Origin of the sequence: Beduinella massiliensis (assembly GCF_900199405.1) — a bacterium.
In the GTDB taxonomy this organism is placed as follows: domain Bacteria; phylum Bacillota; class Clostridia; order Christensenellales; family Aristaeellaceae; genus Beduinella; species Beduinella massiliensis.
In genome coordinates this window covers 48,583-64,798 of record NZ_LT963428.1, presented here as the reverse complement: position 1 = coordinate 64,798, position 16,216 = coordinate 48,583, and the positions used below count along the sequence as shown (strand labels likewise).

The following is a 16,216-nucleotide window of genomic DNA, read 5'->3' as shown; positions in this document are numbered from 1 at the left end:
ACGACATGGGCGGAAAGGGAATTGCCGTCGTCACGGGCGCGAACGGCGGACTTGGAAAAGAGTTTGTGAAGCGCTTAAACGAAAAACCGGAGGTCGAGGAGATTTGGGCGGTCGCCCGCAATGAAAAGCGGCTGGCGGCGCTGAAGGAAGAACTGGGCGATCGAATCAAACCGATCGCGCTGGACCTGACCGTGCGGGGCAGCATCGGCGTCATCGCGGACCTGTTGCAGGAGGAGCATGTGCGCGTCCGCTATCTGGTCAACAACGCCGGGTTTGCGAAGTTCTGCTCCTATGGGGATATCGACGTCGAGGAATCGCTGAATATGATCGACCTGAACGTCAGCGCGGTCGTGGCGATGGGGCTGGTGTGCATTCCCTATATGGGCGAGGGCAGCCGCATCATCAACATCGCGTCGCAGGCATCCTTTCAGCCGCTGCCTTATCAGAACATTTACAGCTCCACCAAAGCCTTCGTGCGCAATTATACGCGGGCGCTGAACGTCGAGCTTGTCGGCAGCGGCATTTCCGCGACCGCCGTGTGCCCCGGATGGATGAAGACGGGCCTGTTTGAAAGGGGACTTGTCGGCGCGTCGAAGGGGACGAACAATTTCTCCGGCATGGTTACGCCCGACAAGGTGGCGGCTAAGGCGCTGCGCGATGCGGAAAAAGGAAGGGATCAGTCGGTGTACGGGCTGACCGTCAAGATGTCCCATGCGCTCGCCAAGCTCTTGCCGCAAAGGGCGATGATGAAAATATGGCTGGCGCAGCAGAAAATCCAATAGACGTCCGGCCCGCGCCGCGCGCCTGCGGTGAAAAAAGGAGCGGCCCGTCCTCAGGCTGGTGAAGAGGACGGGCTGCTTTTTGGGCTCGCGGTCAGTCCACGGGGACGCTTTCCGCCATCCGCAGGATGTCCGCCTCCGACACGGCGTCCGGGCTGTACTCCAGCACGCAGGTCTCCTGCGGCGAGAGCGTCCAGCACAGGAAGCGGCGGCCGTCCTTTTCGTAGAGCCGCGCGTCCAGCCCGTTTACGCTGCACGCGCGGCTGCTGTCGGCCGTGTCCGGGTCCAGGACGCTTTGCACCGCGTACAGGTTGAGCCCGGTGATCTCCGCGGGGTCCGCCGCGTCGTAGACGGTGCGGCACAGGTGATAGACGAGGGTGTTTCCCGCCGCGTCCACGTAGACGGTGGGGGAGACGACGGTGACCATCTGCCGCACCCAGGTGTCGTCCAGCGCGCCTTCTATGCGGGCGAGCGGTTGCAGCGCGCCCTCGGTGGAAGAGGGCGCCCGCGCCCCGCGCACGAGGACGGCGAGCGCGAGCGCTGCGGCGGCGGAAAGGCAGGCGGCGAGGATTCTCTTATCCATGGGCGCGCATCCGGCGGGTCAGCCGACTCCTTCCTCCTTCATGTTCTTCAGGGCGAATTGAATGCACTGGTTGATGAACGAGTTCCTGCTCATGCGGGCTTCGTTGGACAGCTTGTCGATTCTGTCCAGATCGTCCTGCCGGATTCGGATGGTGACCGCTTTTTTGTCGTATTTTCTGGGTACGAAGACCGACATAAGCGCTCACCTCGGGCATATTCTACCAAAGATGATGGGAGAATAATAGATTCAAAAAGCGGGTCATAAAGCGAATCATTTTATAAAAATATAATAAAGAAGCCCCCCAAAACTGTGCTTGACAGCGAGGGGGGCGATGTCGTACAATGTAGGCAGGAAGGTTGCTCCCTTCAGGGTGGAAAACCACCACAAGCGTCTGGGAAATCCCAAACCGCCGTTGTAGGGGTTACTACACGGCGGTTCGCTTTTACTTACGTCCTAAATGATAAGCTGTTAACAGCAAACCAATGATCGTAAGGACAACCATGAGAATCTCATAGCTAGTCATGCGATCACCTCCGCTTCTGTACGACACGTTGCGGAGGCACCACCCTGCAGCCCTTCCTGCCTACGATCCTATTCTATCACAGATGGAACGCGGCCGCAACAAAGATATGCCTGTAAAAAGAAGCCCCCCGCGCTTGACAGCGAGGGGGGCGGTGTCGTACAATGTAGGCAGGAAGGTTGTTGGCCTCCAGGGTGGAAAACCACCACAAGCGTCTGGGAAATCCCAAACCGCCGTTGTAGGGGCTACTACACGGCGGTTCGCTTTTACTTACGTCCCAAATGATAAGCTGTTAACAGCAAACCAATGATCGTAAGGACAACCATGAGAATCTCATAGCTGGTCATGCGATCACCTCCGCTTCTGTACGACACGTTGCGGAGGCACCACCCTGCAGCCCTTCCTGCCTGCGGCCCTATTCTATCACAGATGGAACGCGGCCGCAACAAAGATATGCCTGTAAAAAGAAGCCCCCCGCGCTTGACAGCGAGGGGGGCGGTGTCGTACAATGTAGGCAGGAAGGTTGCTATCCTCCAGGGTGGAAAACCACCACAAGCGTCTGGGAAATCCCAAACCGCCGTTGTAGGCCTAACTACACGGCGGTTCGCTTTTACTTACGTCCTAAATGATAAGCTGTTAACAGCAAACCAATGATCGTAAGGACAACCATGAGAATCTCATAGCTAGTCATGCGATCACCTCCGCTTCTGTACGACGCGTTGCGGAGGCACCACCCTGCAGCCCTTCCTGTCTACGGCCTTATCCTATCATACAAAGACAAAGGCCGCAACCTGAATTGCGCTTACAGGCCCGCAAAGAGAAGCCCCTTCGCCGCATTGCTGACGGCGAAGGGGCTTTTCATTCCTTTGTTTGCGCCGGCCTTACAGCGCGAGGTCCGCGTACTCGAAGCGCGGGTGTCCGCCGCTCACGCGCACGATGCCGCTGACCTTGTCGGAGGCCACGTGCGAGGCGATGTAGCTGTACACGGGCATCACCGGGAACTCCTCGACCAGGATGTCCATGAGCTGCTTCGCGAGCTCCTCGCGGGCCGCGGGCTCGGTGGTCACCTGCAGGGTTTCGACCAGCTTGTTGTACTCGTCGTGAATCCAGCCGGCGGTGGTGTCGTCCGGCTTGTAGGCGCGGTAGAGGATGAACATGGCCAGCGGGTCGGAATAATCGACCGTGTAGCCGGTGAAGGCGATGTCGAAGTTCTTGTTGTCCAGCTCGTCCCAGTACACGCCGGATTCGTAGGTCGCGACCTCGACGTTCACGCCCAGATTGCTCAGCCACATGGCCTGCATGGCCTGCGCCACGTCAACCTCGCTCTGGTTCGGGCGCTGCACGATCTTGACGGACGGGAAGCCCTCGCCGTTCGGGTAACCGGCGTCCGCCAGCAGCTGCCGGGCGAGCTCCAGGTCTTCCGCAAAGGCGTCGCCGTTGACCTCGTGCCAGGTCTTGGTGGTGTCCGCCGCGTCCTTGATCGCGTAGGGGAAGAAGCTGTACAGCGCGGGCTCGCCGGTCTGGCGGATCGCGTCGCAGATGATCTCACGGTTGATCGCCAGCGAGAACGCCTTGCGCACGCGGGCGTCGTCGAACGGGGCCTTGGTGCAGTTGAAGTGGTAGTAGCGCAGGCCCTGCTTGGGCGAGGTGAAGAACAGGTCCGAATCGCGGTACTTGTCCAGCGCGTCGGTGTTCAGGCTCATCAGCACGTCGATTTCGCCGTTTTCAAAGGCGACCAGCGAGGCCTCGGGGGTGTCGATGAACACGTAGTTGATCGCGTCGATCTTCACGTGGTCGGCCCCGATGTAGTAGGGGTTCTTCACCATCTTGTAGTTGCTCTTGACGTTGAGCTCGGCGGGCATGAACGGGCCGTTGCACACGTAGGTTTCCGGCTTCTTCGTCCACTCCTGCAGGCCCTCGAAGGCCTCCACGGCCTCCTTCTTCACCGGGTAGTAGCTCGTGGAACCGGCGACCAGCTCCATGAACCACGGGGTCGGCACGTTGGTCTCCAGCACCAGGGTGCTCTCGTCCAGCGCCTTGACGCCGACCTCGGAAACGTCGCACTGGCCGGTGAAGTAGGCCTGCGCGTTCTTGATGTCGTACAGCGCGTAGGCGCCCTCGGCCGCGTTCTCCGGGTTCAGCGTGCGCAGGAAGGCGTACTCGAAGTCATACGCGGTCAGCTTCGAGCCGTCCGACCACTTGGCCTCCGGGTTCATCGTAAAGGTGAAGACGGTGGCGTCGTCGTTCACGGTGTAGCTCTCGGCCATGCCGGGAATGATCTGGCCGTTTGCGTCGTAGGTATAAAGGCCGGTGAACAGGTTCGTCATGACGAACGAGCCGTTGGAGTAGTCGTTCATCGTCGGGTCCATGCACTCCGGCTCGCCGGTCTGCACGGTGATGACCTTCTCCGCGTCGGCCAGCGCGCCCATCGCGGGCACACACAGCACCAGAACCATCAGCAGCGCGAGCAGTCTTCTCAATGAAATCAGCCTCCTTATTTAAATCAGACAATCCCGGACGGCAAGGGGCGCGAAAATGGGCGCTTCCTGCCGCAGGTTTTGCGCAATCCTGAAAGTTTGAACCTCAGATTGTGCAAATTTGCTTGCTAGTATCTTAGCAGAAAAGCATCCGTTTGTCAAAAACAAATTTTGAGGGCGCAGGAAAATGCGTTTTTGAAGGTCAGCAATATGTAGGCAATCCGTTTAAAATTTCGTTACCCTCTTGCCATTAGGGGGATTTCTTGTTATCATATCAACATCGCCTTTCAGGGAAATCGCGGGCTTATGCAAGTTTTTTTAATTCCTCCTGCATTTGCCGGCCGCTTCCCGTTCTCCCGCGCGGGAGATAGAGGAAAATTTGAAGCCGGAGCGCGTGCCGGCGGGTAAACGGCGCTTCCCCTGCCGCCCGGCGGGGCGGGGCGCGGATGGAGGTCAAGGACATGCTGCGTTACATCTTGAAGCGCCTGATGGCAGGCATCCTCACCATCTGGGTGATCATCACGATCACCTTTGTGCTGATGCATGCGGTGCCGGGCAACCCCTTTCAAATGAAGGAAGAGAACAAGACGCCGCCGGAGGTGATGGCGCGCCTGGAGCAGAAGTACGGGCTGGACAAACCGCTGTGGCAGCAATACCTGCGGTATCTGAGCGACATTCTGCACGGCGATTTCGGCATCTCGTTCAAGAAGGCGGACACCTCGGTCAACGAGATCATCGACCGAGGCTTCCCGGCGAGCGCCAAGGTGGGCGTCATCGCGGTGGTGGTCAGCGTCATCATGGGGCTGGCGCTGGGCATCGTGTCGGCGATCAAGCGGGGGAAGTGGATGGACTGGTTCTCGATGATCTTCGCGACCATCGGCATCTCCATTCCCGCGTTCGTGATCTCGGTGCTGATGCTCTACATCTTCTGTTATTATTGGAAGGTTCTCCCCTCGTTCGGGCTCACGAGCTGGAAGCACTTCATCCTGCCGGTGGCCTGTCTTGCCTTCAGCCCGACGGCGTACATCGCGCGGCTCACCCGCTCCTCGATGCTCGAGGTGATGCGGGCGGACTACATCCGCACCGCGCGCGCGAAGGGCATCAGCGAAAAGATGGTGATCCTGCGCCACGCGCTGCGCAACGCGATTCTGCCGGTGGTCACGTATCTGGGGCCGCTGGTCGCCTCGATGCTGACGGGCTCGTTCGTCGTGGAGCGGCTGTTCTCCATCCCGGGCATCGGCCGTGAGTACGTGGACGGCATCTCCAGCCGCGACTATTCGGTCATCCTGGGCATGACGGCGTTCTTCGGCATCTTCGTCATCGTGGCGAACCTGGTCGTGGACATCCTCTATGGCGTGATCGACCCGCGCGTGAAGCTGAACGACTAAGAGGAGGGGACGCGCTCCGCTGAGGCCAGGGGGGCCAGGGGGAGTTGCGATCCTCCCCCGGGGGGCCGCAGCCCCCCGAGAGGGGCCGCTTCAAGGGGGATAGGGGAGTCCAGAGGGGTCTAAGGGGGGAAATCGGAATCCCCCCTGACCCCTCTGGGCCCAGCGCAGCGCGTACCTGATGCGCATACCCTCGCGGCCTATTCCTTCCTTATATATCTCTCAATCTTTCAAGCTCTACACCTCATCATCCTAAGACAAGGCAGGTGCTCCATTTGGATACGCGAATTACCGATCCGACGCTAGACCCTTCCCTGTACCGGCCCATCGGCAGCGGGGAGCGCGACGCGGAGGCGCTCGCCCGTCCGAGCGTCTCGTACTGGAAGGACGTCTGGCTGCGCTATAAAAAGGACCCGCTGGCCATGTTCGGCATGGTGGTGATCGTGCTCATGACGCTGCTGGCGATCTTCGGGCCGATGCTCTCGCCCTACGGCTACGCCCAGCAGGACTACACCGCCATGAACCAGGGCCCGAGCCTGCAGCACCTGTGCGGCACGGACAAGTTCGGGCGCGACATCTTCACGCGCATCCTCTACGGCGCGCGCATTTCGCTGTCCATCGGCTTCGTGACGGCCTTCATCAACATGATTATCGGCGTGCTCTACGGCGGCATCGCGGGCTACCTCGGCGGCAAGGTCGACATGGTGATGATGCGCATCGTGGACATCATCATCGCGCTGCCCTCGCTCCTTTACATCATCCTCATCATGATGTTCCTGGGCTCCAACATGAAGTCGATCATCATCGCGATGTGCATCTCCTCCTGGGTGGGCACGGCGCGCGTGGTGCGCTCGCAGGTGGTGAGCCTCAAGCATCAGGAGTACGTGCTCGCGGGCCAGCTCGCGGGCGCGAACAACTGGCAGCTCCTCATCCGCCACCTGATTCCCAACTCCATGGGCCCGATCATCGTGACCGTGACCTTCCTGATCCCCTCCGCCATCTTCTCCGAGGCGTTCCTCTCCTTCCTGGGCATCGGCATTCAGGTGCCCATGGCCTCGTGGGGCAGCCTCGCCAACGACGCCATCCCCATGCTGCGCTCGCAGCCGTACCAGATGATCTTCCCGGTGCTCGCGATCAGCCTGACGATGTTCGCGCTCAACTTCATCGGCGACGGCCTGCGCGACGCGCTCGACCCCAAGCTCAAGAAATAAGCGGAAAGGCGGAGGAACATGGAACTACTTACGGTCAAAAACCTTCGCACGACCTTCCGCATTCAGGCGGGGCTCGTGCGCGCGGTGCGCGGCATCGACTTTCACGTGGACGCGGGCGAGGCCGTGGGCATCGTGGGCGAGAGCGGCTCGGGCAAGAGCGTGAGCATGCTGTCGGTCATGCACCTGCTGCCGGAAAACGCGGACATTCAGGCCGACGTGCTGAACTTCGACGGCCTGGACATGACGAAGGCGACGTACAGCGAGCTGCGCTCCATTCAGGGCAACCGGATGGGCATGATCTTTCAGGACCCGATGACGAGCCTGAACCCCCTGATGCCCATCGGGCGGCAGATCATGGAGCCGCTGCGGCTGCACAAGAAGATGTCCAGGGAAGAGGCCAAGGCCCGCACGCTGGAGCTTCTGCGCCTGGTGGAGATGCCCAGCCCCGAAAGCAGGCTCAAGCAGTACCCGCACGAGTTTTCGGGCGGCATGCGCCAGCGCGCGATGATCGCCATCGCCATCGCCTGCGACCCGAAGCTGGTGATCGCGGACGAGCCGACCACCGCGCTGGACGTGACGATTCAGGCGCAGATCCTGGAGCTTCTGCAATCGCTCAAGAAGAAGCTGAACACGTCCATCGTGATGATTACGCACGACCTGGGCGTCATCGCGAGCATGTGCAGCCGGATCGTGGTGATGTACGGCGGCATGATCGTGGAGGAGGGCACCGCGCGCGAAATCTTCTACGAGCCGCGGCATCCCTACACCTGGGGCCTGCTGCGCTCGATTCCCAAGGCCGCGGGCGGCGAAAAGAAGAAGCTGATCCCGATTCCCGGCACGCCGCCCGACCTGCTGATGCCCCCGCAGGGCTGTCCCTTCATGCCGCGCTGCCCGCACGCGATGGAGGTCTGCAAGCTGGCGGTGCCCGGGCATACCCGGCTTTCGGATACGCACGCCTGCGCGTGCCATCTGATGAGCCCGCTGGCGCCCAAGGTCGAGCGCGAGGAGGTGTAAGGACATGGCGGAAAGACCGATCGTGCAGGCGGTGAACCTGCAGAAGATATTCGACGTGGACAAGAAGTTCCTCACCGGCAAGAGCAGGCAGCTCAAGGCGGTGGACGGCGTGTCCTTCGACATCGCGCGCGGCGAGACGTTCGGGCTGGTGGGCGAGTCCGGCTGCGGCAAGACGACCGTGGGCCGCATGCTGGTGCGGCTGTACGAGCCGACGAACGGCAAGGTTCTCTTTGACGGCGAGGACATCTCGCACCTGTCGCCCAAGGAGCTGCTGCCCTACCGGCGGCGCATCCAGATGATCTTTCAGGACCCCTACGCGTCGCTGAACCCGCGCATGACGGTTTCGGACATCATTCAGGAGCCGCTGCTGATGAACCGGGACTTCTCCGCGAAGGACCGGGACGACCGCGCGCGCGAGCTGGTGGAGGTCGTGGGCCTCAAGCCCGACCATCTGGACCGCTACCCGCACGAGTTTTCCGGCGGCCAGCGCCAGCGCATCGGCATCGCCCGCGCGCTGGCGAACAGCCCGGAATTCATCGTCTGCGACGAGCCGATCAGCGCGCTGGACGTGTCGATCCAGGCGCAGGTCGTGAACATGCTCGAGGAGCTCCAGCAGAAGTTCGGGTTTTCGTACCTCTTCGTGTCGCACGACCTGTCGATGGTGCGCCACATCTCGCACCGCGTGGGGGTCATGTACCTGGGCCACATGGTGGAGATGGCGGACGTGGAGGAGCTGTACAGCAACATGCTGCACCCCTACACGCGCGCGCTGCTTTCGGCGGTGCCGATCGCGGACCCGGACCGCGCGGCGAAGGCGCAGCGCATCGTGCTTCAGGGCGACGTGCCCACGCCGATCGACCCGCCGAGCGGCTGCCCGTTCCGCACGCGCTGCCCGCTGGCGAGCGAGGCGTGCGCCGCGAGCCGCCCGGAGCTGCGCGACATGGGCGGCGGGCACGTGGTGGCGTGTCATAAGGCGTAACGGGGGCAAAGGGGGACTCCGTCCCCCTCCGCTGCCACCCCCTGGGGGACGGGGGTGCTCGGCCTGTCGCGCCTGCGGGCGCTCCCGGGCGGCCTCGGGTGCGGGTCCGCATTCCCCGGCCATCGGCCGGGGAATGCGCGCCTTCGCGCCGCGCATGTCGCCGCGAAGGATTGTATTTGGGGAGGCCGCGGCCTCCCCAAGCCCCACCGGGGCGCCGCCGCTTCGCTGGGCGCGGGCTGCGGGGTTACGGGGTAACGACCGGGTGCGCCTCGCTTCGCGGGCGCGGGCTGCGACGGGGGCTGCAATAACCACTTTCATTTTGGATTAGGCCATCCCGGCGGCAAGCTGCACCGGATCGGGAATTCCGCGCCGTGCCTGCCGCGTCCTGAAAAATCTTTTGGAGGCCATCGGCATGAACGCACCGTTTGTACGCCGGACGTGGATTGAGATCGACCTGGACACCCTCGTGAACAACTACAAAGAGGCAAAGCGCATGACCCGGCCGGGCGTGCGCTTTGCCTGCGTCGTCAAGTCCAACGCCTACGGGCATGGGCTGTACCGCGTGGCGCAGGCGCTACAGGCGGAGGGCGCGGATCTGTTCGCCGTCAGCTGCGTGCGCGAGGCGCTTTGCCTGCGGCGCGCGGGCATTCGCGCGGACGTGCTGGTGATGGGCCTGTGCGACGCGGAGCTGTGCCGGGATGCGGTGGAGGCGGGGCTGCTGCTCACCGTCGCCTCGCTCGCGGAGGGCGAGCGCCTCTCCGCCGCCGCGCAGGAGGCGGGCCGGCCCGCCCGCGTGCACGTCAAGGTGGACACGGGCTTTCACCGCCTGGGCTTTGAGGCGACGCCGCAGGCCGCGGACGAGATCGCGCGCCTGTCGCATCTTGCTGGCATCCGGGTCGAGGGGCTGTACTCGCACCTCGCGCTGATCGACCGGGAGCGCGACGCATACCAGCACGCGAACCTCCTGCGCATGCGCGCTTGGCTCGCGGAGCGGGGGGTGGAGGTCGCGGAGATGCACATCTGCGACAGCATCGGCATGATGCGCTACCCCGAATGGCAGCACGACATCGTGCGCGCGGGCGCGCTGCTGTTCGGCGTGCGCCCCGGCCACACGGAGGACATGCCGTTTGCGTGCGACCCGGCGCTGACGTTCAAGACGACGATCGCGCAGATTCACGACGTCGCGCCCGGCGAGCCGGTGGGCTACGACGACCGCGCCAACCTGACGCGCCCCTCGCGCATCGCGACGCTGTGCGCGGGCTACGGCGACGGCTACCCGCGCTGCATGGGCGGCGTGGCGGGCGTCGGCGTCCGCGGGCGGCTCGCGCCCGTCGTCGGGCTGGTCTGCATGGATCAGATGATGGCGGACGTGACAGACATCCCGGACGCCGCGCCCGGCGACGAGGTGACGCTGCTGGGCGGGATGATCCCCTTCGCGCAGTACGCGGACTGGGCAAACACCAACCGCAACGAGGCGATTTCCATCCTGAGCAAGCGCCCGCCGCGGGTATACTACCGGGCGGGACGGATCGCCTTCGTGGACGACGAGCTGACGCCCACGCTGTGAAGCGAGGTAGGGATTTCAAAGGGCGAAGCCCTTTCTGGCCATCGACTTTGTCGATGGCCTCGTGCAAAATGAAGGCTCATTTTGCACGAATGTTACGGGTGATGTTTTCCTCCGCAAATGCTGCGCATTTGACTACGGAAAACGCCCCGCCCGACCGGCAAAGCCGGTCGATACGATTTCCCATGAAGGGGAAGTCTCCCCTTCATGCATCCCCTTTAGCATTACGCGACTTATCGATAATATAAAGGGAGAGTCCCTTAAAAATCCCTTCCTGACGCTATGATAAGAGGTATTGACGATGGACTTACAGACATTGAAGGCCGAAGCGCTCGCGCTTCGCGAAGAAATCGTGCGGGATCGCCGCGCGCTGCACCGTCACCCGGAGCTGGGCGGCGAGGAGGAATGGACGCAGGCATACCTTTTGGAGCGCCTGCGGGGCATGGGCGTGGAGCCCGTGACCTACCCCGGGCAGCGGGGCGTCGTCGCCGTGATCGAGGGCGGTCTGCCCGGCCCGACCGTCGGCCTGCGCGCGGACATGGACGCCCTGCCCGTGCAGGAAGCGACCGGCCTTTCGTTCGCCTCCGAAATCCCCGGCCGCATGCACGCCTGCGGCCACGACGCGCACATGGCGATCCAGCTCGGCGCGGCGCGGCTGCTGCTCGCGCATCGCGCGGAGCTGCCCGGCCGGGTGAAGCTGCTCTTCGAGCACGCGGAGGAAACCTACGGCGGCGCGCAGGAGATGATCGCCGCGGGCTGCATGGAAAACCCGCGCGTGGACAGGATGCTGGGCCTGCACATGCTGCCCTCGCTCCCCGCGGGCAAGCTGCTGACCAAGCCCGGCCCGGTGAGCGGCAGCAGCACGGACGTGCGCATCGCGTTCACGGGGCGCGAGGGCCACGGCGCGTATCCGGAGCGGGGCGTGGACGCGATCCTGATCGCCGCGCAGGCGGTGGTAGCGCTGCAAAGCGTCGTCAGCAGGAACGTTTCGCCCCTGGACAGCGCCGTGCTGTCGCTGGGCACGATCGAGGGGGGCAAGGCATCCAACGTCGTGTGCGGCGAGGTGCGGCTGCACGGCACGCTGCGCACGCTGCGGGACGAGACGAAGGCGCTGTGCCGCGAGCGGGTGACGGCGATCTGCAAGGGCGTGGCCGAGAGCCTGGGCGGCGGGGCCAAGGTCACCTTTACCGACAGCTACGGCGCGCTGCAAAACGACCCGGCGCTGCACGCGCGCTTCGAGGAAGTGGCCAGGGCGCTGCTGGGCGCGGAAAACGTCGTGCAGCGCGATGCGCCGAGCCTGGGCGTGGAGAGCTTCAGCTTCTTCGTGCAGCGGGTGCCGGGCGTGTACTACGACCTGGGCTGCGGCGTGGGCTCGCCGCTGCACGCCTGCGACTTTTACGTGGACGAGGATTGCCTGCCGCTGGGCGCGGCGCTGCAGGCGGCGACGGCCTTTTCCTTTTTAACCCTCCCCGCGTAAGCAGAGGAAGAAATTCAAAAGGACAAATCCCCTTCGCAGAGGGGGCAAGGGGGGACGGCGTCCCCCCAAAAAAGCCTCCCCGCGTGAGCGAAGAAGGGATTCAAAAGGGCAAAGCCCTTTTGCAGGGGGGCAAGGGGGACAGCGTCCCCCCAAAGAGCTCCCCGCGTGAGCGAAGAAGGGATTCAAAAGGGCAAAGCCCTTTTGCAGGGGGGCAAGGGGGACAGCGTCCCCCTAAAACCCCGCACAGCCCCAAAGAATAAAGGAGGTTTCACCCATGAAGCAATTTTATCTTTCGGCGGACATCGAGGGCACCTGCGGCATCGCCCATTGGGACGAGACGGAGAAGGGCAAGGACGGCTACGAGCACTTCGCGAGGCAGATGTCGCGCGAGGTGGCAGCGGCCTGCGAGGGCATCCTCGCCGCGGGCGCGGAGGGTGTGCTCGTCAAGGACGCCCACGACAGCGCGCGCAATATCAACCCGGAGCTGCTGCCCGAGGCCGCGACGATCTTCCGCGGCTGGGGCCGCGACATGTTCGTCATGATGTCCGGCCTCACCGAAGCGCACGCGGGCGTCTTCTTCACCGGCTACCATAGCGCCGCGGGCGCGGACGGCAACCCCCTTTCCCATACCATGAACACCCAGAACAACGAGGTGCGCATCAACGGCATCCGCACCAGCGAGCTGTACATCAACAGCCTTACCGCCGCCATGCTCGGCGTCCCGGTCGTCATGGTCACCGGCGATCAGATGCTCTGCGACTTCATCAAGACGCAGAACCCCAACATCTACACCGTGCCCGTCAGCACCGGCGTGGGCAACGGCTCCGTCTCCATCCACCCGAACCTCGCCGTGCGCCGCATCCGCGAGACGGCCGAGGCCGCCGCGGCCGACTGCCTCGCAAACCCCGATAAGTTTATCTTCCCGCTGCCCGACCACTTCACCGTCGAGATCAACTTCAAGCAGCACTACCTCGCCCGCCGCGCCGCCTGCTATAAGGACGCCGTGCAGGTCGATTCCCGCACCGTGCGCTTCGACACCGACGCGTTCCTCGAAGCCCTGCGCTTCATCTTCTTCGTCATTTGATTGGATTTCAGGAATACAACATTTACTGTGTAAACATGAAAAGGAGGCGGCGCATATGACGAGCCCTCGCCCCGTCCGGCCGGGGGACTGCGTGCGCATCGTGGGCGTTTCCGGCGCGGTTCGCACGGCCATGGGCCAGAGCGTGGAGCGGGCGGCGGAGCGCGTCCGCTCGCTGGGCTTCCGCGTGCAGGTGGACGCTTCCGCGCACGCGCAATACGGCTACCTCTCCGGCACGGACCGGGAGCGGGCGGGGGCGCTGATGCGCGCCTTCACCGACCCGGGCGTGGACGCGGTGCTGTGCATGAAGGGCGGCTACGGCACGCCGCGCATCCTGGACCGGCTCGACTACGCGGCCATCCGCGAGAGCCGCCGCGCGTTCATCGGCTACAGCGACATCACGGCGCTGCACGCGGCGATTCAGGGCCGCGCGGGGCTGTGCACCTTTCACGGCCCCATGGCCGTCAGCGACGCGCTTTCGGACGACAAGCCGACGCGGGAAAGCCTGCTGCGCGCGCTGGCGGGGGAGGGCGGGCCCCTTCAAAACCCGGACGGCGCGCCGCTTGCCCGCCTGCGCGGCGGGCAAGGCCGGGGCGAGCTGGTGGGCGGCAACCTCTCGCTCGTCGCGGCCCTGACCGGCACGCCCTACGAGCTGGACACGCGCGGACGCATCCTCTTTCTGGAGGACATCGGGGAGAAGACCTACAGCGTGGACAGGCTGCTGACGCAGCTTCGCCTCGCGGGCAAGCTCTCCTGCTGCGCGGGCATCGTGCTCGGCCAGTTCACCGACTGCGAGGTGGAGTACCCGGATTACGGCCTGACGCTGCCCCAGGTGTTTGAGGATCTGCTGCCTCCGGACGTTCCGGCGGTGCGCGGCCTGACGGCGGGGCACTGCACCCCGAACCTGACGCTGCCGCTGGGCCGCGCGTGCGCCCTCGACGCGGACGCGGGCACGCTCACGGTCCTGTAACCGCAGCCGAAGGCGTTCTGTTTTTGATCCTATACGCATACGATATAAAAGGAAGAAACCGCGCTGCGCCGCTGCGCGTCTATCCTGTGGACGCCGTGGACGCGGCCCCTTTCAAAGCGCGCCGCAAATGTGAACGCACCATGGCAAAACCGTGTCGTTTTCAGTGAAAACGTTGCTTTGTCCTCCATTCCTTGTTATAATGGGGGATAAGGCGGCATGGGCCCCGGCCCGTTTGCCGCAGCGGAAAGGGATTCTTTGCAGGGGGCGTACCCCGCGCAAGAGTATTTGGAGGGAAAACCAAACATGAAGCACATTCGTATCATCCTGTGCTGTGTCCTGACCGTGGCGATGCTCGTCACGCTCACCGGATGCCAGCAGACCGCCCCCACGGCGACGCCGGAACCGACCGTGCAGGCGACCGAGGCCCCGACGGCGGAACCGACCGAGGCCCCGACGGAAGAGCCGACCGAAGCCCCGACGGAAGAGCCGACTGAGGCCCCGACGGAAGAGCCGACTGAGGCCCCGACGGAAGAGCCGACCGAGGCCCCGACGGAAGAGCCGACCGAGGCCCCGACGGAAGAGCCGACCGAAGCCCCGACCGCCGAGCCGACGGCGGAGCCCACCGCCGAACCGACGGCGGAACCGGCCGCTGAGCCTGCCGCGCTTACCGCGGAGGAGAGCGCCGAGCCCGTAGCGGATCCGACGGAAGAGCCGACCGAAGCCCCGACGGCGGAACCGACCGCTGAGCCGACGGCGGAGCCCACCGCCGAGCCGACGGAAGAGCCCGCGGCGACGCCTTCCGAGCCGCAGGACAGCGACGTCGTGGCCAAGGCGGGCGAGCTGACGCTCACCTACGGCGAGGCGCGCGAAGAGGTCGAAATGACCAAGACGCAGTACGCCGCGCTGATGGAGTATTACTACGGCCAGAGCATCGATACCGCTGACGAGGACTACCAGCGCTTCATCGCGGAGAACGTCGTGCAGGGCATCATGCAGCAGAAGGTGCTCCTGCAGAAGTTCGACGACCTGGGCCTTGCGATCACCGACGAGCGCATGGCGGAGATCGAAAAGCAGGCGCAGGCTGATTACGATTCCATGTACGAGCAGTACACCGAGATGTACAAGGCCCAGCTGGGTCTTGCGGGCGGGGAGGACGACGAGGCCGTCACCGCGCAGGTGAAGGAGAACGTCGAGGCGCTCTTTGCCGAGAATTCCTACACCGTCGAGAACCTCACGGAATCGGCCGTCGTCAGCGAAAAGCTGAACATGCTCTACGAGTACGCGACCCGCGACGTCACCGTGACCGACGAGGACGTGAAGGCCGCCTACGACCAGAAGATCGCCGAGGCGAAGGAGCTCTACGACGCCGACAAGGACCAGTTCCTCAACGACTACATGTCGGGCGCGGAGGTCGTCTACACGCCGGAAGGCATCCGCTTGATCCAGCACGTGCTGGTGATGAAGACGGACGATCCGGCGGAAGAGGAAGCGACGCCGTCCGACGCCACGCCGGAGGAAGCGACGCCGTCCGACGCCACGCCGGAGGAAGCGACGCCGTCCGACGCGGAGCTGTCCGGCCGCGCGAAGGCTGAAAAGGCCCTGGCGGAAATCGAGGGCGGCAAGGACTTCATGGAGGCCGTCGCCGCCTACGGCGAGGACGCGGGCATGGAGCAGGAGCTCCTGGCCCCAGGCTACCCGGTCTTCGCGGGCAGCGCGAGCTACGACCAGTCCTTCGTGGACAACGCCATGGCGCTGAAGAACGTCGGCGACGTGAGCGGCATCGTCGAGGCGTCCTACGGCTACCACATCCTGCGCTACGCGGCCGACCTGACCGCGGGCCCGGCGGACTTTGAGACGATGAAGGAAAGCCTCACCGCGAGCGTCACCGACACCAAGAAGTCCGACGCCTACAGCGCCGCCGAGCAGGCGTGGCTGGCGGAGTCCCCGGTGGAGCTCGTGAACATCGACGCCTTCATCACGGTGGAGGTCATCGCCCCCGCCGCGGAGCCGGAGCTGATCTTTAACCGCGTGACGGAGAGCATGCAGCTCCTTGACAAGCCCGAGGGCATCGCGATCGCGGACCTCGCGGCGGGCGTCACCATGAGCCAGGAAGGCAAGATCACCGTGGGCGGCAAGGAGTACGCCTACGTGACCGTGCTGGGCAGCAACCTGCAGG

General features: G+C 64.1%; 12 protein-coding genes and 1 pseudogene. 10 read left to right on the top strand and 3 right to left on the bottom strand.

Annotated features, from left to right (window positions below; translation table 11 throughout):
• Positions 1-5: 5 nt before the first annotated feature.
• On the top strand, positions 6-782 hold the full coding sequence (locus C1725_RS00265) for an SDR family NAD(P)-dependent oxidoreductase (protein WP_102409679.1): 777 nt from the start codon (positions 6-8) through the stop codon (positions 780-782).
• A 91-nt stretch (positions 783-873) separates the two neighbouring features.
• Here the strand turns inward: C1725_RS00265 and C1725_RS00260 are convergent, their stop codons facing one another.
• The 3 genes from C1725_RS00260 to C1725_RS00255 form a co-directional block, all read right to left on the bottom strand.
• The gene (locus C1725_RS00260) at positions 874-1,362 is read right to left on the bottom strand and encodes a hypothetical protein (protein ID WP_102409678.1); all 489 of its coding nucleotides are present in this window, start codon (positions 1,360-1,362) and stop codon (positions 874-876) included.
• 18 nt (positions 1,363-1,380) lie between these two features.
• Positions 1,381-1,557, bottom strand: coding sequence for a ribbon-helix-helix protein, CopG family (locus tag C1725_RS18810; protein ID WP_146009082.1), 177 nt, complete (start codon positions 1,555-1,557; stop codon positions 1,381-1,383).
• A gap of 1,206 nt (positions 1,558-2,763) precedes the next feature.
• Positions 2,764-4,362, bottom strand: a complete 1,599-nt coding sequence (locus C1725_RS00255; protein WP_102409677.1) for an ABC transporter substrate-binding protein — start codon at positions 4,360-4,362, stop codon at positions 2,764-2,766.
• A 458-nt stretch (positions 4,363-4,820) separates the two neighbouring features.
• Between C1725_RS00255 and C1725_RS00250 the strand changes: the two genes are divergently transcribed.
• The 9 genes and pseudogenes from C1725_RS00250 to C1725_RS19590 form a co-directional block, all read left to right on the top strand.
• The gene (locus C1725_RS00250) at positions 4,821-5,747 is read left to right on the top strand and encodes an ABC transporter permease subunit (protein WP_102409728.1); all 927 of its coding nucleotides are present in this window, start codon (positions 4,821-4,823) and stop codon (positions 5,745-5,747) included.
• 272 nt (positions 5,748-6,019) lie between these two features.
• Complete coding sequence (locus C1725_RS00245) at positions 6,020-6,955, top strand: ABC transporter permease (protein ID WP_346026180.1); 936 nt, start codon at positions 6,020-6,022, stop codon at positions 6,953-6,955.
• A gap of 18 nt (positions 6,956-6,973) precedes the next feature.
• The gene (locus C1725_RS00240; protein WP_102409675.1) at positions 6,974-7,969 is read left to right on the top strand and encodes an oligopeptide/dipeptide ABC transporter ATP-binding protein; all 996 of its coding nucleotides are present in this window, start codon (positions 6,974-6,976) and stop codon (positions 7,967-7,969) included.
• A gap of 4 nt (positions 7,970-7,973) precedes the next feature.
• Positions 7,974-8,948 carry a dipeptide ABC transporter ATP-binding protein gene (locus C1725_RS00235; RefSeq protein ID WP_102409674.1) on the top strand — a complete coding sequence of 325 codons (975 nt, stop codon included), beginning with the start codon at positions 7,974-7,976 and terminating at the stop codon, positions 8,946-8,948.
• A 412-nt stretch (positions 8,949-9,360) separates the two neighbouring features.
• Positions 9,361-10,515 carry an alanine racemase gene (gene alr, locus C1725_RS00230; protein WP_102409673.1) on the top strand — a complete coding sequence of 385 codons (1,155 nt, stop codon included), beginning with the start codon at positions 9,361-9,363 and terminating at the stop codon, positions 10,513-10,515.
• 298 nt (positions 10,516-10,813) lie between these two features.
• Entirely contained in the window at positions 10,814-11,989 is a 1,176-nt protein-coding gene (locus C1725_RS00225) for an amidohydrolase (RefSeq protein WP_102409672.1), read from the top strand.
• A gap of 274 nt (positions 11,990-12,263) precedes the next feature.
• Complete coding sequence (locus C1725_RS00220; RefSeq protein WP_102409671.1) at positions 12,264-13,073, top strand: M55 family metallopeptidase; 810 nt, start codon at positions 12,264-12,266, stop codon at positions 13,071-13,073.
• A gap of 55 nt (positions 13,074-13,128) precedes the next feature.
• The gene (locus tag C1725_RS00215) at positions 13,129-14,040 is read left to right on the top strand and encodes an LD-carboxypeptidase (RefSeq protein WP_102409670.1); all 912 of its coding nucleotides are present in this window, start codon (positions 13,129-13,131) and stop codon (positions 14,038-14,040) included.
• A gap of 216 nt (positions 14,041-14,256) precedes the next feature.
• A pseudogene (locus C1725_RS19590) lies at positions 14,257-15,843 on the top strand (hypothetical protein); the annotation flags it as partial.
• Positions 15,844-16,216: the final 373 nt, after the last annotated feature.

Coding starts and splice junctions, on each gene's coding strand:
- C1725_RS18810 (WP_146009082.1), bottom strand. CDS start 1,557: ATGTCGGTCTTCGTACCCAGAAAATACGACAAAAAAGCGGTCACCATC.
- C1725_RS00250 (WP_102409728.1), top strand. CDS start 4,821: ATGCTGCGTTACATCTTGAAGCGCCTGATGGCAGGCATCCTCACCATC.
- C1725_RS00225 (WP_102409672.1), top strand. CDS start 10,814: ATGGACTTACAGACATTGAAGGCCGAAGCGCTCGCGCTTCGCGAAGAA.
- C1725_RS00260 (WP_102409678.1), bottom strand. CDS start 1,362: ATGGATAAGAGAATCCTCGCCGCCTGCCTTTCCGCCGCCGCAGCGCTC.
- C1725_RS00220 (WP_102409671.1), top strand. CDS start 12,264: ATGAAGCAATTTTATCTTTCGGCGGACATCGAGGGCACCTGCGGCATC.
- alr (WP_102409673.1), top strand. CDS start 9,361: ATGAACGCACCGTTTGTACGCCGGACGTGGATTGAGATCGACCTGGAC.
- C1725_RS00240 (WP_102409675.1), top strand. CDS start 6,974: ATGGAACTACTTACGGTCAAAAACCTTCGCACGACCTTCCGCATTCAG.
- C1725_RS00265 (WP_102409679.1), top strand. CDS start 6: ATGGGCGGAAAGGGAATTGCCGTCGTCACGGGCGCGAACGGCGGACTT.
- C1725_RS00235 (WP_102409674.1), top strand. CDS start 7,974: ATGGCGGAAAGACCGATCGTGCAGGCGGTGAACCTGCAGAAGATATTC.
- C1725_RS00215 (WP_102409670.1), top strand. CDS start 13,129: ATGACGAGCCCTCGCCCCGTCCGGCCGGGGGACTGCGTGCGCATCGTG.